The sequence below is a fragment of the Streptomyces sp. NPDC001914 genome (assembly GCF_042891215.1).
GTDB lineage: Bacteria > Actinomycetota > Actinomycetes > Streptomycetales > Streptomycetaceae > Streptomyces.
Genome location: NZ_JBIASW010000003.1, coordinates 344,878 through 363,140 on the forward strand (window position 1 = coordinate 344,878; position 18,263 = coordinate 363,140).

Here is an 18,263-nt window from a genome sequence, read left to right on the forward strand (position 1 = left end):
CCGGGCCGCGAGGAGTCCGCGGGTCCCGGGGGCGCCGAGGCGTCAGAGCGCGAGGGCGAGGGCGATGTCGAGGGCGCAGAGCAGTGCCAGCGCCACGGCCGGGACGCTTCGGGCGACCGGATCGCCGGCGCGCAGATGGGTGACGGCGGCACCGGCCATCAGCAGGAGCAGTCCGGTCGCCGCGGCCGCGCCCAGGACCGGGAACGCGCTGCCCGCGGCGGCGCCCGCGCCCCCCGCGATCTCCAGGACGCCGATCGCCCGGTACTGGCCCGTGGTCAGGTTCACATGGGCCGCGGCGGCACGCATCGGTGCCACGGCGGCCAGCTTCGCCAGGCCGAGGGGGACGAAGACGACGCACAGCACGAGGGACAGGGCGGTGCTCATGGCCTGCCCTCTGTCGCGAACTCCCAGCGGAACGCGTACCGGTCGAGTGCCGCGGCAACCCGCAGCCGGAGCGTCCGGTCGGCGAGATGCGGAACGCGGACCAGGGGTCGGCCGTCGAGGAGTTCGCAGCCCACCCGCTCGCCCGGCGCCAGGCGGACCCCGCACGAGGCGAGTTCGGCGACGACAGCCCGTCGGGTGGCGTCGAGCCGCAGCGGCAGCTTCGCGCGTTTGCCCACGTCGGTCACCGGGAGAGGGCCGTCCCACACCACGACGTCCTTCGGCGCGGCGGCCCGCTCGGGTACGCGTTCCGCGGCGAAGGCGAGCAGTTCCGCCACCGGGACGGCGGTGTCGGGTCCGAGGGTCACGTAGGCGACGGGCACCTCGCCCGCGTGCGGGTCGGGGCGGCCCACCGCGCTCGCCGCGGTCACGGCCGGGTGGGCGAGCAGGGCGTCCTCGACGACGGCGGGATCGATGTTGTGCCCGCCACGGATGATCAGATCCTTCGCCCGGCCCAGGAGCCGGACGAAACCGTCCGGGTCGACGCACGCCAGGTCACCGGTGTCGAGCCAGCCGTCGCGGACCGTGCCGAGGCTGTCCAGGAGGGGACCGTCCGGGCCGCACCCGGTGACGTAGCCGGGGAAGACCGTCGGGCCCGCGATCACCAGGGTGCCGGGCTCGCCCGGAGGCAGATCGTGCCAGGCGCCGTCCGCGTCGACCCGCACCGTCCTCAGCCGCTGGTACGGCAGTCGCTGGCCGACCGTGCCGGGCCGGTGGTCCTTGCCGACGAAGCCCCGGGCGCTCGCACAGGTCGCCTCCGTCAGGCCGTAGCCCTCGCACAGTTCGACGCCGGTGTGGTCCTCGAACGCCTCCCTGACGGCCGGCGGCAGCGCGGAGGCGCCGACGACGGCGAATCGCAGGGCCGAGAGGTCCGCGTCGACCGGGACCTGGGCGAGCACGGAGTACACGGTCGGCACCGCGGACAGCGTGGCCACGCGGTGATGCTCGAAGATCTTCCAGATCACCCCGTACAGGGCGGGTTCGCGGTAACCCGACGGCCCCGCCCACACCACGTGCTGGCCCCGCAGGAGAGGCCCGAGCACGGTCACGATCAGCGCGTTGACGTGGAACAGGGGCAGCGCTGCGAACAGGACCGAGTCCTCGTCGAGCAGCCTGTTCGCCGCGATCATCCAGGCGTCGGCGATCTCGTTGGCATGGGTGTGCGCGGCGAGCTTCGGCGCGCCGGTGGTCCCGCCGGTGTGGAAGCAGGCCGCGAGGTCGCCGGGCGCGGGCGGCTCGACGCCGACGAGCCGGTCCGGTGCGTGCGCCGCGGCCGCCGCGTCGAGATGGGCCACGACGACCCCGTCGACCGGCTCCAACTCCGGTGCCGCACCGGCGCATGCGGTGGGTCGCAGGGCGAACAGGGCGGTCAGGCGGAGGGACCGGGCCACCTCGCGTGCGGTCCGCCACGCCTCCGCGTCGAGTTCGGGACCGGCGGCGATCAGGACGCGGGTTCCGCTCGACGCCAGGAGACGTCCGGCGTGTTCGGCGGACAGCGCCGGGTTGACGGGGGCCGCGATGCCCGCGGTCTGCGCGGCGAGCAGGGCGGCGGGCAGCAGCGCGGTGTTGGGGGACAGGAGGCCGACGGCGGTGGTGCGGCCCACTCCGTGGGCCCGCAGCAGATTGGCGAACCGGTGTACCTGGGAGAGCAGTTCGGCGAACGTGACGGTGACGGCACGCGGCCACTCCTCGGCACTGGGCAGCACCGTGAGCGCTGGGCCGTCGGGCCGGAGGCGTGCGGCCCGCACGACGGCGGCATAGGTCGAGGACGGCAGTCCGCGCGCCTCCAGCGGCACGGACTCGATCGCCGCGAGGTCGGACGGCCGGTCGTAGACGGGCCAGAGCGGATCCCCGGTCCCTTGCCGAGGGGCGCGCGACTCGGTGCCGGTCATGCCTCCGCCCCCCGCTCCACATGGACGGTTCCGCGCTGGACGCCCAGATCGAGCGCACCGTCGTCGGTGGCGATCCGGGAGGTGAGGACGTCCCCGTGCCGGAGGTAGTGCGGGTTCTTCGCCTCTCTGGCGAAGAAGGCCTTCCAGCGGCGGTCCGGCGGCAGCAGTGCTCCCAGGGTGGCCGCGACTCCGCCGGGTGACTTCAGCGCGGTGCCTCCGGGCGTGCCGGTCAGCAGGACGTCTCCGGGTTCCATGGTCTGGAAGCGGGCGAGCAGGGTGAGGGCCCGCGCGGGCGGAGTGATCATGTCGGCCGCGGTACGGTCCTGCCGCACCACGTCGTTGACCGCGCAGGTCAGCCGCAGCCGGTCCAGGGCGGCCAGTTCGTGCGCGTCGACAAGCAGCAGCCTCGGACCGAGCGGCGTGAACGTCGGGTACGACTTGCCCTCGTAGAACTGGGTCTTGGGCAGCTGTACGTCACGGGCGCTGATGTCCTGCGCGACGACGAGCCCGGCGACGTACCGCGACAGGCCGTCGGCCCGGACCTCGGCGCCGATCGGCAGTGTGGCTCCGAGGACGAGCCCCAGCTCGATCTCGTGGTCGAGCAGCCGCACGTGTGCCGGCCGGACGATGTCGCCGGTCGGACCGGTCACGGAGCCGGAGGCCTTGCGGAAGAACGCGGGGGGCACCTTGTCCGGGTCGAAGCCCGAATCCCTGGCGTGGGAGCGGTAGTTGACCATCTGGGCGACGATGCGGCACGGCGTGGTCACCGGTGAGAGGAGTTCGCGCTCCGCCAGGGGCCGTCCGGGGCCGTCGGCGCGGGCCGCCGCGCTCACCGCGGGCTTGTCCGCGAGCAGCTCGGCCGTGGTGCGGGCGTCGGTGGCGATGCGGTGCAGCCGCTCGTCCCGCTCCACCCACCACCCTTCGGCGGTGCGTACAACAGCGGTACTCATCGAAAACCCTCCGTCGGTGCCGGGAGGCAGACGTCGTCGTCTGGCTGATGGAACGATCAGACCTGACGTGGTGCGGCGTCAACGATGGTCAATACTGATGAATCCATCAGAACTGAGGACTAGATGAGTCCGTGGCGCGGGCCTTGAAGCGGGCCGCGAGACGGAGCACGAGACGCCGAAAGCGTGTGGCGGCCCCGGCGTCAGACGGAGATGACCTCGATCCCCGACTCCGTGAACCGTCCGATCGTCTCGGGCCCCGCCGCCGCGTCCGTGACCAGGGTGTCCACCGACTCGGCCGCGCAGATGCGGGCGAACGCGCGCTGCCCCAGCTTGCTGGAGTCGGCGGCGACGATCACGCGCTCGGCCCGCTCGCACAGGAGTCGGTTGATCGCCGCCTCCGCCTCGTCGTGCGCGGCGGCGCCGTGCGTGGCGTCGAAGGCGACCACGCCGAGCACCGCGACATCCAGGGTGATCTGCTTGAGCACGGCGTCCGCGAGCGGCCCGATCAGCTCGTACGACTGCGGCCGGGCGACCCCGCCGGTCGTCACGATCTTGAATTGGGGGCGTACGGCCAGCTCGTTCGCGATGTTGAGCGCGTTCGTGACCACGGTCAGCGCGGGGGAGCCCGACGACAGGTCGGGGCGTACCGCGAGAGCGCGGGCCACCTCGGTCGTCGTGGTGCCCCCGGTGAGGCCCACCGCCTCGCCCGGGGCGACGAGGTCGGCGACCGCCTTCGCGATGCGCTGCTTCTCCGAGGCGTGCCGGGCGGTCTTGTAGCGCAGGGGCAGTTCGTACGAGACGCCGTGCACGACCGCGCCGCCCCGGGTGCGCACGAGCATCTGCTGTTCGGCGAGCTGGTCGAAGTCGCGCCGGATCGTCGCGGCCGAGACCTCCAGCCGTGCCGCGGCCTCCTCGACGTCCAGACGGCCCTGCTCCACGAGCAGTTCCAGCAGCGCCTTCCACCGGGCGTCGCGCGACATCAGCGCTCTCCCTTCCTCGCTCCTCCGCGACCTTAACGCACCTCGTCTTCGCTCGAATGCTTGATTGTGCTCGAAAGCTCGCTATATCTTGCAGAAACGAGCACCAGTGGGAGGGGTACGTCATGACGTATGTCGAGGACGAACTGAGCAGCCAGCCCGAATGCTGGATCCGCGCCGCCGAAGAGGCGCCGGCACACGCGGCCGCGCTGCCCGCGTCGGGGGAGCGCGTCGCGATCGTGGGATGCGGTACCTCGTTCTTCATGGCACAGGCCGCGGCCGCGCTCCGCGAACAGTCCGGGCAGGGCGAGACGGACGCCTTCGCCGCTTCGGAGTTCCCCGCGGGCCGCTCCTACGATCGCGTGGTCGCCCTGACACGCTCCGGGACGACCACCGAAGTGCTCGAACTGCTCGGCCGGCTGCGCGGACGGACTCGTACGACCGCTCTCACCGCCGATCCGGGCACGCCCGTGATGAAGTGCGCGGACGACGTCGTCGTGCTCGGCTTCGCCGACGAGCGGTCCGTCGTGCAGACCCGTTTCGCGACGACCGCGCTCACCCTGCTCCGCGCCCACCTCGGCCTGCACACCGAGGCCGTCGTCGCGGACGCGCGCACCGCGCTCGGCACTCCGCTGCCCGAAGGGCTCGTCTACTGTTCGCAGTTCACCTTCCTCGGCCGCGGCTGGACCGTCGGGCTCGCCAACGAGGCCGGGCTCAAGATGCGGGAGGCGGCTCTCGCCTGGACCGAGGCCTACCCCGCGATGGAGTACCGGCACGGCCCCATCAGCGTCACGACCCGGGGCACCGCCACCTGGATGCTCGGCGAAGCGCCCGACGGGCTGGCCGAACAGGTCCGGGGGACCGGCGGGCTGTGGGTCGGCGGTGGTCTCGACCCGCTCGCCGAACTCGTCCGCGCCCAGCGGCTCGCCGTCGCCGTCGCCGCGGCCCGAGGCCTCGACCCCGACCGGCCGCGCCACCTCACCCGCTCGGTGATCCTCGACGGCTGAACCGCGCCCCCTGAACTTCTGAAGCCACCGATCCGGCTCGATCCACCAAGGAACAGGAGGAGTTGTGCCCCTCGCAGCAACCGGAGAGCTGGTCGCCCGGACCGCGGAGGACCGGACCGCCGTCGCCGCCTTCAACGTCGTCACCCTGGAGCACATCGAGGCCGTCATAGCGGGGGCGGAGACGGCGGGCGCGCCCGTCGTCCTGCAAGTCAGCGAGAACGCCGTCAGGTTCCGCCACGGACGGCTGCTCCCCCTGGCCCGTGCCGCGACCGCCGCCGCCGAACGAGCCTCCGTGCCCGTCGCGTTGCACCTGGACCACGTACAGAGCGACGACCTGCTGCGCCAGGCGCCCGGTGCCGGGTTCAGCTCCGTCATGTACGACGCCTCGCGCCTGCCGTACGAGGAGAACCTCCACGCCACCCGCGCCGCCGCCGACTGGGCACACGCCCAAGGTCTTTGGATCGAGGCCGAGTTGGGTGAGATCGGCGGCAAGAACGGCGAGCCCGCCCGGGATGCGCACGCACCGGGGGCCCGTACCGACCCTCTGGAGGCCCGCGCCTTCGTGGCCGACTCCGGCGTGGACGCGCTGGCCGTGGCGATCGGCAGCTCGCACGCCATGACCACCCGGACCGCGGCCCTCGACCACGGCCTGCTCAAGCGCCTCGCGTCCTCGCTCGCCGTCCCCCTCGTCCTGCACGGTTCCTCCGGGGTGCCCGACGCGGAACTCCGGGCGGCCGTCGCGGGCGGTATCGCCAAGGTCAACATCGGCACCGCGCTGAACATCGCAATGACGGGCGCCATCCGGGAGTTCCTCACCGCGAGCCCCGACGCCGTGGACTCGCGGAAGTACCTGGGCGTGGGACGGGAGGCGATGGCGCGGACGGTGGCGGGGCTGATCGCCGTGCTGCGGGGGTGAGCCCCGTCGCACCGCGGGGACGGGGCACCGCCGTACCGCGCGGCTGAGCACCACCCAGATACCGCTACAGCCGGATATACGCCCCAAAGCGACCGCCCGCCCGGCACCGAGGCGGGCGGAAGCCGTTTTCCACGCATGTGCTTTTGCACCGACGGGAGTTCGGGCGGGTGACAACGTGGCTAGGGTGAACGACTATGAGGAGGCCGAAAGGGCACGGCAGGCCCGCGGGTGAACCTTCGCCCCGGAGGCCACTCGGGCACGCGTCCACATGCCCCCATGGACGCGGGGAGCAGGGGTTTGCGGTGTTTTCGGGGCAGGGCCGGCGCCCGACCGGGCGCAGGACGGAGAAGGCCTTGAGCGGTCAACTTCTGGCCGGTATAGGTAGGTCGGCGCGTGAGGGCGGGACGTACACCCCGGTGAACAGGGCGATCGCCGGAACCGGCCCGCACCGTGGCGCGCACCGGGGACTGCGTGCCCACCGCGGCGCCCACCGGGGACCGAGTGCTCACCTGCCTCTGGGCCCGCTGTGAACGGACTGATCTACTACCTCGCCGCCGCCGTCCTCTGGATGGGACTCGCCGCTCAGCTCCCCGATCTGCGCCGGCACCGGAAGGACCCGCTCAAGCGGTCGTTCTGCGCCGTCATCCTGCTGTCGGGACTCTGCTTCGTCCTCGGTGCGCCGCCCACGGTCATTCTCGTCAACAGCCTCACGGGTGTTCCGAACATGGCGGCGCCGCTGACCTACGGCGCGGTGACCGCCTTCGGCGCGGCCTCGCTCATCCTCATCGTGCACTGGCGGGGCAGTGACCCCGACCAGGTGCGGCGCACGTCGCGGGCCTGGCTGTTCAGCTACCTGGGAGTGATCGCCGCCGAAGGCGTGCTTTTCTCGCTGGGCGACGCGCCGGTCGAGCGACGGGCCGACTTCGACACCTACTACGCCTCGACGCCGTTCATCCGGGAGATGATCGTGCTGTACCTGGTGGCGCACATGGTGGCCGCGGTGACGACGACCCTGCTGTGCTGGAGCTGGATACGGAAGGTGAAACGCTGGACCAGGGGTTCGTTGGTCCTGCTCGTGCTGGGCTGGCTGTTCACCAGCGCCTACGGCGTCGTCAAGTCCGTCGCGCTGACCGCTCATTGGCTCGGGCACCGCTGGGACAGCCTCAGCACCAGCGTCGCACCGCTCGTGGCCGTCGGCTCCTGCCTGGCCTCGGCCGGCTACATCCTCCCTCTCGTCGGTCCGCGCATCGACTCGGCCGTCACGTTCGTGCGCCTGCGTCCGCTGTTCCGGCTGCTCGCGGGGCCGACCAGCCGCCGACGCTGTGTCACCGCGTTGTCGTGGCGGATGATCGGCGACGTAGAACTGAGGCTCACCACACGGGAGACCGTCATCCGTGACGGCCTCAAGCGGCTCGCCGGACAGCTCGACGACCAGGTGCGCGGCCGCGCCTACCAGGACGCGCTGGCCGCCGGCTCCTCGGCGGCGGAGGCCGAGGCGATCGGGATGGCCGCGATGGTCGCCGTGGCCGCTCTCGCCGACACACCGGCCTCCATGGCGCAGACCGGCACCATCGGCATCTCGGTCGGTGACGTGGACGTGGTGGTCTCGGTCAGCGCGCGCGTGCGAGGCCAGGTGGGTTCCTCGCGGTCCTTGGACACGGGTCAGCCGTCCCTGCTGAGCCTGTCCAAGGCGGTGCGCACACCGATCGTCGACGCCGCCGTCCAGTCCCGGAGGACCGCGGTGCGGCAGCCGTCCTGACCGCGTCCGTCCCGCGGCCCGCGCATCGGCCGCCCGGCAGCCGACGTACTGGCCGCCCCGCGTCCCTCGTACGACCGTCGGGCGGGAAGTGCGGAGCGCGCACGTGCGGGACCCGCACCCGTACCGGGCCCGCCGCCGTCACACGGCGAGCGGCCCCACGGAGTCGACGAAGGCACTCTCCTCGAAGGTCAGCGGAGGCCCGGCCGGCGGCTCGGCGACGGGGCCCCTCAGGGTGGCCATGAGCAGTTCGGTGTGCAGGAGACGGCTCGTGTCCGCCTGGAGCGTGAGGACCTTGCACTTGGCCGCGGACACGGCGTACGAGGTGGTCGCCACGCGTGCCATCCGGCCCATGTAGTTGCTGATGAGCCGGTCCGAGAGCGTCGGAGCCCGGCCGACGACCTCCGGGAACCACTGGTCCTGCGACGTGCTCACCGTGTAGGCGGCCGACACGGACCTGGCGGCCGCCCGCTGGACGTCGTGGGCGAAGCCCGGAACGGTGACATCGGTCTGCCGCAACTGACGGGCCAGCGCCTGGGCACCGAGGGCCGCGACGGACATGCCCTGGCCGTACACGGGGTTGAAGGTGGCGACGGCGTCACCGAGCACGACCAGACCCTCGGGCATCGCCGCCTTCTCGAAGTCGCGGCGCCTGTTGCGGGTGCTGCGGCTGAGGAACACCTCGCCGAGCGGCTCGGCGGCGGAGACGAGCTGACCGATGAGCGGGTGGCTCAGGCCGAATGCGAAGTCGGCGAACGCCTCGGAACGGGCGATGGGTTCACCGCCGCGAGTGCCCGCGAGCGTGACCAGCCAGCGGCCGCCCTCGATCGGCACGAGCGTCCCGGATCGTCCCGGCCGGGAAGTCGTCGGGTCCGCCTCGATCTGGGTCAGCGGGAAGTCCTCCGCGCCCCTCGGGACACGGAAGATCCGGCTGGCGCAGACGACCCCCGAGTCGACCTCGTCGGTGGGTATGTCCGTCACGCCGAGCGCTTCGAGCCAGTGCTCGACGCGCGAACCCCGTCCGCTCGCGTCGACGACTAGATCGGCGCGCAGGTCCTCCTGGAGGCCGTCCGCGAGGACACGTACACCGGTGACGCGGTCCGCGGTTCCCAGCAGGGACACCGCCTCGGCCCGGCGGACCCTGACCGGAGTGGTGCCCAGGACCGCGTCCCGCAGGGTCCAGTCGAGCAGGTCACGGCTGCAGCAGGTGAGCAGCAGGTCCTCGGTCACGGTCGCCCAGCGTCCGTACCAGCCCTGCGGCCCGAAGCCCAGTATGTCGGTCATGGACTGCTCGCGAGCTCCCGAGGCGAGCAGGCGGCCGTGCACGTCCGCCACCGGAAGCAGCTCCTGGATGGCGTCACGCCCGCTGGGCAGCAGGATGTGGGCGTGTCGTGCCTGGGGGATCCGCTTGCGCGGGGAGGGTCCGTCGGGCAGTTCGTCGCGCTCCAGGACGATCACTTCGTCCATGGAGCGGAACAGGGCCGCGGCGGCGAGCATGCCGGCCACGCTCCCGCCGATGACGACAGCGCGGCGAGACATGATTCCCCCAGATGTCATTGGTGATCGGCATCACTCTACGGTCGTACACGCAGGTGTCCAGGGGTGATCAAAAAGTGAGCGGAATGTGCCCTGGGTGAGGAGCCCGGGCGTCTTCCGCGGCAGTGGGCCACGGCCGTTCACGGCCGCGGGCCCGGCCGGTCGGCCTACTGGCCGGCGTCCTTCCGCACGGCCCGGAGAATCACGAACTTGGCATCGCCCGCGACCAGTTCGCTGTTGCCGAAGAGCCGGCGCAGCTTCTGGTGATAGCCGAGGTGCCGATTGCCGATCACCCACAGCTCGCCGCCCGGCCGCAGCGCGCGCCGGGCGTCCGCGAACATCCGCCAGGCGGTCGTGTCCGTCATCGCCTGGTGGGAGTGGAACGGGGGGTTGTTCAGGACGAGGTCGACGCTCCCGGAGGGCACTCCCTCCAGCCCGTCGGCGACGCGGAACTCGGCCTTCCCGCCGGCGTTCGCCCGGTAGGTCGCCTCCGCCGAGGCCACCGCCTGGAACGACTCGTCGGCGAACAGCACCTCGGCCTCGGGATTGGCGAGCGCGATGGCCGTACCGAGCACACCGTTGCCGCAGCCCAGGTCCACCACCCGCTCGGCGCCCCGGCTGCGCGGCAGGTGCCCCAGGAAGAAGCGGGTGCCGATGTCGAGGCGGTCGGCGCAGAAGACACCCGCGTGGTTGACGACCGTACGGCCGGAGACCGGGCCGACGTCGTCCGGCAGTTCGTAGCGGTACGGCCAGGGGTTGGCCTTCCGGGCGATCCCCTGGAGCGGGGTGCAGAAGATCAGGCGGGCCTTCTTCTCGGCCAGCGACGTGCGGGTCGGGCCGAGGATCCGCTCGAAGAGGTGCAGCGTCGAGGTGTGGATCTCCTTGACCATCCCGGTGCCGATCACGGCCGTTCCCTCGTGCACGCCGGGCGCCAGCCGGTGAAGCTGGTCCTCCAGCAGGGCGAGGCTCTTCGGCACCCGCACGAGCAGCACGTCGATCCGCTCGGGAGGCGGGTCCTGGGTCGTGAGGAGCCGGACCGCGGAGGGGTCGGCACCGGCCCGCGCGAGGTTGCCGCGGGTGGCCTCCCGGGCCAGGTGGGAGTCGGTGATCTGGGTCGGGCGGTGCGTGGACAACGCCGTGGTCAGGGCGCCCCACCGGTCGCCGACGATCACGACCGAACCCGTCAGCGGCGTGCCGCTCTCCGCGAGGTGCCGCAGCAGATACGTGTCGGCCGCGTCCCAGGCGCGCAGCCGGTCGCGCGGGTCCTCGGGGAAGCGGGCGAGCTCGTACTCGCCCCAGGGTGTCGTCATCCGGTCGTTCATGGTGGGTCAAGGCTAAGCGACCGGGACCGCGTGACGTGCGCGAGGATGGGGGCATGTCGATGGACGCGGAGCTGTTCCCGCGCGGCCGGACGGAGATCGCGCCCGGCGCCGTGCACCTCCCGGACTGGCTGGACGCCGCACGTCAGCGTCATCTGCTGGAAGCCTGCCGCGGCTGGGCGCGGCCGCCGGCGGGCCTGCGGACCGTGCGCACCCCCGGCGGCGGCACGATGACCGCGCGGCAGGTGTGTCTGGGCTGGCACTGGTACCCGTACGGCTACGCGCGGACGGTGGTCGACGGCGACGGTTCGCCGGTGAAACCCTTCCCCGAACGCCTTGGCGAGCTGGCCCGCGAGGCGGTCGAGGACGCCCTCGGCCCGGCCGCCCCCGGCGCGGATCCGCCCGCCGCGTACGACATCGCGCTGATCAACTTCTACGACGCCGAGGCCCGTATGGGCATGCACCGCGACAGCGACGAATCGTCCGACGCCCCGGTCGTGTCGCTGAGCCTGGGCGACACCTGCGTCTTCCGGTTCGGCAACACGGAGTCCCGGACGCGGCCGTACACCGACGTCGAGCTGCGCAGCGGCGACCTCTTCGTGTTCGGCGGGCCCGCACGGCTCGCGTACCACGGAGTACCGAAGGTGTACGCGGGCACGGCGCCCACCGAGTTGGGGCTGACCGGGCGGCTGAACCTCACGCTCCGGGCGAGCGGCTTCCCGCCGGAGCCCGCCCGGTAGCGGCCGACGACGCCACGGCCCGGGCGGCCCCTGCGACCGGACGGGCCCCGCGGGAGCGGATCATGGGAGACTCGCCCTCATGAACGGCAAGGCGGGCCCCCGGACGGCGGGGGATGGCAGTACACGGACACGGCTCGACCGGGGGCGCGGAGCACTCGGACCGGCGCTGGAACTTGTGCACACCGGACGGGCGCCGACGCGTGCCGTGCTCACCGCCGAGCTGGGCGTCACCCGGGCGACCGCGGGCGCGGTGGCCGCGGAGCTGGAGGCGCTGGGACTGATCCGCGTCGACGCGCGGCCCGGTGCCGCCGCCGGATCGCAGGGGCGGCCCTCGCACCGGCTGGAGGTCGCCGACGACGGGCCCGTCGCGCTGGCCGCCCAGGTGCACGCCGACGGGTTCCGGGCCGCGCTGGTCGGCCTCGGCGGCCGGATCGTCGCGACCGCGCCCGGCTGCGAGACCGTGGACGCCGATCCGGCGAAGGTGCTCGGCTCGGTCGTCGACGCGGGCGCCGAACTGCTCCGCGAGACCGGGCGCCGCTGTGTGGGCGCGGGGCTCGCCGTTCCGTCCGCCGTCGCCGAACCCGAAGGGCTCGCGCTCAATCCCCTGCACCTGGCCTGGCCCGCGGGCTCGCCCGTCCGGGAGATCTTCGCCGAGCGGGTGCGCGCGGCCGGGATCGAGGGACCGGCCTTCGCCGCCAACGACGTCAACCTCGCCGCGCTCGCCGAGCACCGGCACGGAGCGGGCCGGGGCGCCCGCGACCTCCTGTGCGTGGCCACCGGACACCGGGGCGTCGGTGGTGCCCTGGTGCTCGACGGGCGTCTGCACACCGGCAGTTCGGGTCTCGCCCTGGAAGTCGGCCATCTCACGGTCAATCCGGAGGGCCGCCCCTGTCACTGCGGCAGCCGCGGCTGCCTCGACGTCGAGGCCGACCCGCTGGCCTTCCTCACCGCGGCCGGCCGGACCCCGGGCCCCGAGGTGTCGCTGCTCCAGCAGTCCAACGAGCTGATCCGTGACGAGAGTTCGGACCCGTCCGTCCGTACGGCCATCGAGGCGCTGATCGACCGTCTGGGCCTCGGTCTCGCGGGTCTCGTCAACATCCTCAATCCGGACCGCATCATCCTCGGCGGACTGCACCGTGCCCTGCTGGACGCCGACCCCGACCGCTTGCGCGCCGTCGTCGCCGACCGCAGCCTGTGGGGACGGAGCGGCGGGGTGCCGATCCTCGCCTGCACGCTGGACCACAACAGCCTGGTCGGAGCGGCGGAGCTGGCCTGGCAGCCGGTGTTGGACGACCCGCTGAAGGCGCTGCCCGTCTGATCTCAGGAGGGCCGGGGGACGGCGAAGGCGCGGCCGGCGTTCTCGGTGAGGATCCGGTCCACCAGCTCCTTCCCCAGGGCGAGTTCGAGCCTCGGCCGGACGCGCCGCAGCAGGTACGGCATCCCCGGGCCGCCGTCGACCGAGCGGGCCGCGGCGGTCGTCGTGTCGCCGCCGAGGAGCAGCCGGTCCCCGAAACCGGCGTCGGCGAGGGCGCGCAGAGCGTCGGGCATGCGCCAGTCGGTGGCGTGGTGGGCGCGGGAGGGACCGTCGAAGGCGAGGTAGGCGCCCGAAGCGGCGGCCTCCCGCTGCACCACGGGGTCCGGTGACCGGTTGAGGTGGCCCAGGATCACCCGGTGCGGCGGCACGGCCGACTCGCCGCACAGCAGGTCGAGCACGTCGAGCGCGCCGGTGCCCAGCTCCAGGTGCACGGCGATCGGCGCACCGGTCGCGTGATGGGCCTCGGCGGCGGCGGTCATCGTCCAGCGGGCGTGCGCGTCCAGGGCGTGGAAGCCGCCCGCGACCTTGATCAGGCCGGCCCGCACCCCGGTCGTCCCGATGCCCGTCGTGAGCTCGGCGACGAAGACGTCGGCCAGGCTCTTCCGCAGCTCGCCGAGCAACCGCGGTGCGTAGTGCGCCGCTTGGTGCAGTCCCGTCGCGGCGACGACATGGATCCCGGTGTCGCGGGAGAGCGCCGGCAGATCCGCGACGCGCCTGCCGAGCCCGTACGGAGTCCACTGGACCACGCTGCCCCCGCCCTGCGCGCGGAACGCGGCCAGTTCGGCCCGCGCGGCGGCCGCGTCGCACAGTTCCTGGCCCGGGAGGCGGGGACTGGCGAAGAAGAGATGGTCGTGCGCGTCGCACACCCCGAGGTCTTCGGGGAGCACATCGCCCAGAACCGTACGGACCAGCGCGACCGGACTCACCGCCGTCCCTCCCGGACCAGACCGTCACCCGGCGCCAGCAGGGCGAGCAGTCCCCGGACCGCCGTGTCGAAGGCGGCCGGTGAACCGGAGGCGCGCGCCAGGACGTAGCCGCCCTGGACGGTCGCGAGGATCGTCGAGGCGATCTCCCCGCTGTCCAGCGTGGACGCGAACTGCCCCTGCCTCACGCCCTCTTCGACGACGTCGGCCAGCCGTCCGCGCAGCCGGGCCAGGGCCTCGTCGACCGGCGCGCGCAGTTCGTCGCTCGCGATCACGTCCGGGTCCATGGTGAGCCGGCCGACCGGGCAGCCGCGCAGGACGTCGCGCTCACGGCGCAGATAGGCCTCGACGCGCTCGTACGGCGATCCGGGCGCGTCGAGGACGCCCTCGGCGGCGGCCAGCATCTCCTCGGCGGTGCGGCGGATCGCGGCGAGCGCCAGGTCCGGCTTGCCGCGGAAGTGGTGGTACATGCTGCCCTGCCCCGCACCGGCGCGCTCCAGGATCGCCTTGGGGCTGGTGCCCACGTATCCGCGCTCCCACAGCAGTTCGCGGGTCGATTCGATCAGTCGGTCCGGGGTGCTCATGAGCCCACTGTACATACCAGTAGGTACAGAAGGAGGCGCGTCCGGCCGTCCCGGGGAGGAGACGCGCGAAGCGGCCCCGGGCACCCCGCTCGTCCCGGGAGAAGCCACGTGTGGAGCAGCCCGGGGCGCCCCGCGTACTCCCGCGGAGGTACGCGCACGGCCGCTGGCCGTACGACGACGTGGACCCCCTCTCGGAGCGAGTCTCGAACCATCACCAAGAGATCCCGCGCGGACGCGTGGTTCCACCGAGGAGATGACCCGAGATGCAGACCCTGGCGAACTGGGACGGCGGCCCCGGCCCCTGGATCCTGTTCTTCCCGCTGATCTGGGCGGCCGTCGTGATCGGCGTCGTGACCGTACTGCGGCGCACCGCCTGGCGCGCAGGCCGTGGCCCCTGGCGGGCGACGGGCGGCTACGGCCCCGGCGGTTCCCTGCCGGCCTCAGACTCGCCGATCGCCGTGCTCGGCCGCCGCTTCGCCTCCGGAGAGATCGACGAGGACGAGTACTGGCGCCGGCTGTCCGTCCTCGACGAGCAGTTCGGACGTACGGGCAAGGGCGGTGCGGCATGACCACCGCCGCCATCCGCCCGGACGCGGCACGTGTCGTCGACGCCGTGAAGGTCTACGGCGGCGGCGACACTGCCGTCCGGGCCCTGGACGGGGTGAGCGTGGGCTTCCCGGCCGGCCGCTTCACCGCGATCATGGGACCCTCGGGCTCCGGAAAATCCACCCTCATGCACTGCGCGGCCGGTCTCGACACCCTCAGCTCGGGAACCGCGTACATCGGCGACACCGAACTCGGCGCCCTCGACGACCGCCGGCTGACCCTGCTGCGCCGCGACCGGATCGGCTTCGTCTTCCAGGCGTTCAACCTGATCCCGACGCTCACCGTCGCCGAGAACATCGCCCTGCCCATGGACCTCGCCGGGACCAGGGGTTCCCGCGCGTGGACCGACACCCTCGTCGACGTCGTCGGCCTGCGCGACCGGCTCCATCACCGGCCGAGCGAACTGTCCGGCGGTCAGCAGCAACGCGTCGCCGTGGCACGGGCGTTCGCCTCGGAACCCGACGTCGTCTTCGCCGACGAACCCACCGGCAACCTCGACTCCCGCTCCGGCCAGGAAGTCCTCGACCTCCTCGGCCGCGCGGTGCGCCGCATGGACCGTACGGTCGTCATGGTCACCCACGACCCGGTCGCGGCCGCGCACGCCGACGAGGTGGTCTTCCTCGCGGACGGACGCCTCGTGGACCGGATGGAGAACCCGACGGCCGACAGGGTCCTCGACCGCATGAAGGCCTTCGACGGCAAAGGCGCGCCCGTATGAACGCCGCACTGCGCCTCAGCCTCTCGTCGCTGCGCGGCCACAAGCGCCGCTTCGCCGGGACGTTCTTCGCCGTCTTCCTCGCGGTCGCCTTCCTGGCCGGCACCCTCGTCATGGGGGACACCCTGCGCGCCGGCTTCGACACGATGTTCGGCGACGCGGCCAAGGGAACCGACGCCGTCGTCCGCAGCGCCGGCGTCATCACCGCACCGGGGGAGAGCCAGGGCGTCCGCGCGCCCGTCGGTACCGATCTGGTCCGCAGGATCGAACACGTCCCCGGCGTCGCCGCGGCGGCGCCCGACATCCAGGGCGCCGGTCAGCTCATCGGCTCCGATCACCAGCCCATCGGCGGACAGGGCCCGCCCACCCTCGCGGGCAACTGGATCGACGACCCGAAGCTCAACGCGTACCGGCTCGCCGAAGGCCGTGCCCCCGCGAAGTCCGGCGAGGTCGTCGTCAACCGCGGAGCCGCGAAGAAGGGCCACCTGCGGATCGGTGACAGGACGGTCCTGCGCACACCCGACCCCGTGCCGGTGACCGTCGTGGGCCTCGCGACCTTCGGCGGCGAGGACGGCATGGCCCAGGTGACGTTCACCGGCATGACGCAGGCCGACGCGGAGAAGTACCTGACCGCGAAGCCCGGCGAGGCCGCGAGCATCCGGGTGCGCGCCGGCCCCGGAATCGGTCAGGACGAACTCGTCACCGCGCTGACTCCCGTACTCCCCGGGGGAGTCGAGGCCATCACGGGACAGGAGTCCGCGCAGGAGAACACCGACATGATCTCCAACCGGTTCCTCACCCTCTTCACCACGCTCCTGCTCGTCTTCTCCGGTATCGCGCTCCTCGTGGCGACCTTCTCCATCCACAACACGTTCGCGATCGTCGTCGCCCAGCGCACCCGTGAGAACGCGCTGCTGCGCGCGCTCGGCGCCTCGCGCCGGCAGGTCACCATGTCGACCCTGGCCGAGGCGAGCGCCGTCGCCGTGGCCGCCTCGGCCGCGGGGCTCGCCGGCGGCATCGGCATCGCGGCCGGACTCCAGGCGCTCTTCCCCGCCATCGGTTTTCCCTTCCCCGACGGCAGTCTGGTGACCAGCGGCCTGTCCATGCTGCTGCCGCCGGCCGTCGGTGTCGTCGTCTGCCTCGGCTCCGCCCTGCTGCCCGCCGCCCGCGCGGGACGCACCGCTCCGCTCGCCGCCCTGCGGGAGACGGCGGTCGACGAGTCCGGTGCCTCGCGCGCACGGGCCACGACGGGCGGGGCACTGGCCGTCCTGGCGGTGGCCGTCACCCTGACCGGAGTCCTGCTCACCGCGTCCCTGTGGCTCGCCGGACTCGGCGCCGTGCTGGCCCTGGCCGCCTTCGTCGTCCTCGGACCGGTCGCGTCCTCGGCGGCCGTACGGATCCTCGGCGCCCCGCTCGCCAGGCTGCGCGGTGTCACGGGCGGACTCGCCCGGCGCAACGCGCTGCGCAGCCCGAGACGGACCGCCGCGACCGCCGGCGCCCTGATGATCGGCGTCGCCGTCGTCTCGCTGTTCACGGTCTTCGGCGCCTCGCTCAAGGCCACCATGGACCAGACCGTCTCGCGGTCCTTCGCCGGTGATGTCGCCGTCAGCACACCGTCGTTCGGGGCGGGCGGCAGCGGACTCAGCCCGAGGCTGGCCCCCGCCCTCGCGCGTCAGCCGGCGGTCGAGTACGCCGTGGGGCTGGGCAAGGGCGTCGCCGAGGTCGACGGTCAGGGCCGCGCGCTGACGGTCACCGATCCGGTCACGCTCGGCAAGGTCTTCGACCTCGGCCACGTCCAGGGCTCGCTGAGCGGCCTCGGCACCGACGGCATCGCGATCACCCGCGCGGAGGCCGACGAACGGCATCTGACGACCGGCGACACGGCCCGCCTGACCTTCACCGACGGACAGCGGGCGGACTTCACCGTCCGTGCCGTCTACGGCCGTTCGGAACTCGCGGGCGACTACGTCATCAGCCGCGCCGCCTGGGCCCCCCACCGCACCCAGGACGCCGACACGCTCGTCGCCGTGTCCTTCAGGGACGGTGTGAGCACGGCCGACGGCAAGGCGGCGGTGCGGAAGGTCGCCGAACGGTACGGCAGTCCCGAGGTACAGACCCGGGACGAGTACGCGCGGTCCTCGGCGTCCGGCATCGACATGATGCTGACCCTGGTCTACGCGCTGCTCGCGCTCGCGGTGCTCATCGCCCTGCTGGGCATCGCCAACACCCTCACGCTGGCGATCCACGAACGCACACGGGAACTCGGTCTGCTCCGGGCCGTCGGACAGACGCGGGCGCAACTGCGCGCCATGGTCCGCTGGGAGTCGGTCCTCGTCGCCGCCTTCGGCACGGCGGGCGGCCTGGCCCTCGGTGCCTTCCTCGGCTGGGTGCTGGTCGAGGCGTCCGACGGAGCGTCGGACAGCGCCTTCGCCTTCGCGATCCCGCCGCTGCGCCTCGCGGTGGTGGCGCTGGTGGGTCTCGCCGCCGGGGCCCTCGCGGGACTGCGTCCGGCGCGGCGGGCGGCTCGTCTCGACGTGCTGCGGGCCATCGCCACGGAGTGAGCCGCCGGGGGCCGTACGACGCTCG

The 18,263-nt window shown here is 73.0% G+C and carries 16 protein-coding genes; 8 read left to right on the plus strand and 8 right to left on the minus strand.

The window, feature by feature from the left end; translation table 11 throughout:
* Positions 1-42: 42 nt before the first annotated feature.
* The 4 genes from ACFYYF_RS10815 to ACFYYF_RS10830 form a co-directional block, all read right to left on the minus strand.
* Positions 43-384 carry a DoxX family protein gene (locus ACFYYF_RS10815; protein WP_388773621.1) on the minus strand — a complete coding sequence of 114 codons (342 nt, stop codon included), beginning with the start codon at positions 382-384 and terminating at the stop codon, positions 43-45.
* The gene (locus tag ACFYYF_RS10820; protein ID WP_388773624.1) at positions 381-2,333 is read right to left on the minus strand and encodes an acyl-CoA synthetase; all 1,953 of its coding nucleotides are present in this window, start codon (positions 2,331-2,333) and stop codon (positions 381-383) included. Before ACFYYF_RS10820 ends, ACFYYF_RS10815 begins: the two co-directional genes overlap by 4 nt.
* Positions 2,330-3,283 carry a fumarylacetoacetate hydrolase family protein gene (locus tag ACFYYF_RS10825; RefSeq protein ID WP_388773626.1) on the minus strand — a complete coding sequence of 318 codons (954 nt, stop codon included), beginning with the start codon at positions 3,281-3,283 and terminating at the stop codon, positions 2,330-2,332. The genes ACFYYF_RS10820 and ACFYYF_RS10825 overlap by 4 nt, the downstream gene beginning before the upstream one ends.
* Positions 3,284-3,483: 200 nt before the next feature.
* The gene (locus tag ACFYYF_RS10830) at positions 3,484-4,263 is read right to left on the minus strand and encodes a DeoR/GlpR family DNA-binding transcription regulator (RefSeq protein WP_361680827.1); all 780 of its coding nucleotides are present in this window, start codon (positions 4,261-4,263) and stop codon (positions 3,484-3,486) included.
* Positions 4,264-4,385: 122 nt separating this feature from the next.
* Here ACFYYF_RS10830 and ACFYYF_RS10835 point away from each other — a divergent pair, with 122 nt between their 5' ends.
* The 3 genes from ACFYYF_RS10835 (at position 4,386) to ACFYYF_RS10845 (ending at position 7,942) form a co-directional block, all read left to right on the plus strand.
* The gene (locus tag ACFYYF_RS10835; protein WP_388773630.1) at positions 4,386-5,267 is read left to right on the plus strand and encodes an SIS domain-containing protein; all 882 of its coding nucleotides are present in this window, start codon (positions 4,386-4,388) and stop codon (positions 5,265-5,267) included.
* Between the two features lie 64 nt (positions 5,268-5,331).
* On the plus strand, positions 5,332-6,183 hold the full coding sequence (locus ACFYYF_RS10840; protein ID WP_388773633.1) for a ketose-bisphosphate aldolase: 852 nt from the start codon (positions 5,332-5,334) through the stop codon (positions 6,181-6,183).
* Positions 6,184-6,709: 526 nt separating this feature from the next.
* Positions 6,710-7,942 carry an MAB_1171c family putative transporter gene (locus tag ACFYYF_RS10845; protein WP_388773635.1) on the plus strand — a complete coding sequence of 411 codons (1,233 nt, stop codon included), beginning with the start codon at positions 6,710-6,712 and terminating at the stop codon, positions 7,940-7,942.
* A 138-nt stretch (positions 7,943-8,080) separates the two neighbouring features.
* Here the strand turns inward: ACFYYF_RS10845 and ACFYYF_RS10850 are convergent, their stop codons facing one another.
* Together ACFYYF_RS10850 and ACFYYF_RS10855 are read right to left on the minus strand one after the other, a co-directional pair.
* Positions 8,081-9,478, minus strand: coding sequence for an FAD-dependent oxidoreductase (locus ACFYYF_RS10850; RefSeq protein ID WP_388773638.1), 1,398 nt, complete (start codon positions 9,476-9,478; stop codon positions 8,081-8,083).
* A gap of 164 nt (positions 9,479-9,642) precedes the next feature.
* On the minus strand, positions 9,643-10,797 hold the full coding sequence (locus ACFYYF_RS10855; protein ID WP_388773641.1) for a methyltransferase: 1,155 nt from the start codon (positions 10,795-10,797) through the stop codon (positions 9,643-9,645).
* Positions 10,798-10,856: 59 nt separating this feature from the next.
* Here ACFYYF_RS10855 and ACFYYF_RS10860 point away from each other — a divergent pair, with 59 nt between their 5' ends.
* Together ACFYYF_RS10860 and ACFYYF_RS10865 are read left to right on the plus strand one after the other, a co-directional pair.
* Positions 10,857-11,534, plus strand: coding sequence for an alpha-ketoglutarate-dependent dioxygenase AlkB family protein (locus tag ACFYYF_RS10860; RefSeq protein WP_388774357.1), 678 nt, complete (start codon positions 10,857-10,859; stop codon positions 11,532-11,534).
* Positions 11,535-11,613: 79 nt separating this feature from the next.
* Positions 11,614-12,852 carry an ROK family protein gene (locus ACFYYF_RS10865; protein ID WP_361680810.1) on the plus strand — a complete coding sequence of 413 codons (1,239 nt, stop codon included), beginning with the start codon at positions 11,614-11,616 and terminating at the stop codon, positions 12,850-12,852.
* A gap of 2 nt (positions 12,853-12,854) precedes the next feature.
* Here ACFYYF_RS10865 and ACFYYF_RS10870 read toward each other — a convergent pair whose 3' ends face one another.
* Together ACFYYF_RS10870 and ACFYYF_RS10875 are read right to left on the minus strand one after the other, a co-directional pair.
* Positions 12,855-13,775 carry a phosphotriesterase gene (locus ACFYYF_RS10870; protein WP_388773644.1) on the minus strand — a complete coding sequence of 307 codons (921 nt, stop codon included), beginning with the start codon at positions 13,773-13,775 and terminating at the stop codon, positions 12,855-12,857.
* The gene (locus ACFYYF_RS10875; RefSeq protein ID WP_388773647.1) at positions 13,772-14,371 is read right to left on the minus strand and encodes a TetR/AcrR family transcriptional regulator; all 600 of its coding nucleotides are present in this window, start codon (positions 14,369-14,371) and stop codon (positions 13,772-13,774) included. Before ACFYYF_RS10875 ends, ACFYYF_RS10870 begins: the two co-directional genes overlap by 4 nt.
* Positions 14,372-14,619: 248 nt before the next feature.
* Between ACFYYF_RS10875 and ACFYYF_RS10880 the strand changes: the two genes are divergently transcribed.
* The 3 genes from ACFYYF_RS10880 to ACFYYF_RS10890 are packed head-to-tail and all read left to right on the plus strand — an operon-like array spanning position 14,620 to position 18,238.
* Positions 14,620-14,925, plus strand: coding sequence for an SHOCT domain-containing protein (locus tag ACFYYF_RS10880; RefSeq protein WP_361680801.1), 306 nt, complete (start codon positions 14,620-14,622; stop codon positions 14,923-14,925).
* The gene (locus ACFYYF_RS10885; protein ID WP_388773650.1) at positions 14,922-15,680 is read left to right on the plus strand and encodes an ABC transporter ATP-binding protein; all 759 of its coding nucleotides are present in this window, start codon (positions 14,922-14,924) and stop codon (positions 15,678-15,680) included. Before ACFYYF_RS10880 ends, ACFYYF_RS10885 begins: the two co-directional genes overlap by 4 nt.
* Positions 15,677-18,238 carry an ABC transporter permease gene (locus tag ACFYYF_RS10890; protein ID WP_388773653.1) on the plus strand — a complete coding sequence of 854 codons (2,562 nt, stop codon included), beginning with the start codon at positions 15,677-15,679 and terminating at the stop codon, positions 18,236-18,238. The genes ACFYYF_RS10885 and ACFYYF_RS10890 overlap by 4 nt, the downstream gene beginning before the upstream one ends.
* Positions 18,239-18,263: the final 25 nt, after the last annotated feature.

Bases quoted from the DNA above. Each gene is read 5' to 3' on its own strand.
- ACFYYF_RS10815 (WP_388773621.1), bottom strand. From the start codon at position 384: ATGAGCACCGCCCTGTCCCTCGTGCTGTGCGTCGTCTTCGTCCCCCTC.
- ACFYYF_RS10820 (WP_388773624.1), bottom strand. From the start codon at position 2,333: ATGACCGGCACCGAGTCGCGCGCCCCTCGGCAAGGGACCGGGGATCCG.
- ACFYYF_RS10825 (WP_388773626.1), bottom strand. From the start codon at position 3,283: ATGAGTACCGCTGTTGTACGCACCGCCGAAGGGTGGTGGGTGGAGCGG.
- ACFYYF_RS10830 (WP_361680827.1), bottom strand. From the start codon at position 4,263: ATGTCGCGCGACGCCCGGTGGAAGGCGCTGCTGGAACTGCTCGTGGAG.
- ACFYYF_RS10835 (WP_388773630.1), top strand. From the start codon at position 4,386: ATGACGTATGTCGAGGACGAACTGAGCAGCCAGCCCGAATGCTGGATC.
- ACFYYF_RS10850 (WP_388773638.1), bottom strand. From the start codon at position 9,478: ATGTCTCGCCGCGCTGTCGTCATCGGCGGGAGCGTGGCCGGCATGCTC.
- ACFYYF_RS10855 (WP_388773641.1), bottom strand. From the start codon at position 10,797: ATGAACGACCGGATGACGACACCCTGGGGCGAGTACGAGCTCGCCCGC.
- ACFYYF_RS10860 (WP_388774357.1), top strand. From the start codon at position 10,857: ATGGACGCGGAGCTGTTCCCGCGCGGCCGGACGGAGATCGCGCCCGGC.
- ACFYYF_RS10865 (WP_361680810.1), top strand. From the start codon at position 11,614: ATGAACGGCAAGGCGGGCCCCCGGACGGCGGGGGATGGCAGTACACGG.
- ACFYYF_RS10875 (WP_388773647.1), bottom strand. From the start codon at position 14,371: ATGTACAGTGGGCTCATGAGCACCCCGGACCGACTGATCGAATCGACC.
- ACFYYF_RS10880 (WP_361680801.1), top strand. From the start codon at position 14,620: ATGCAGACCCTGGCGAACTGGGACGGCGGCCCCGGCCCCTGGATCCTG.
- ACFYYF_RS10885 (WP_388773650.1), top strand. From the start codon at position 14,922: ATGACCACCGCCGCCATCCGCCCGGACGCGGCACGTGTCGTCGACGCC.
- ACFYYF_RS10890 (WP_388773653.1), top strand. From the start codon at position 15,677: ATGAACGCCGCACTGCGCCTCAGCCTCTCGTCGCTGCGCGGCCACAAG.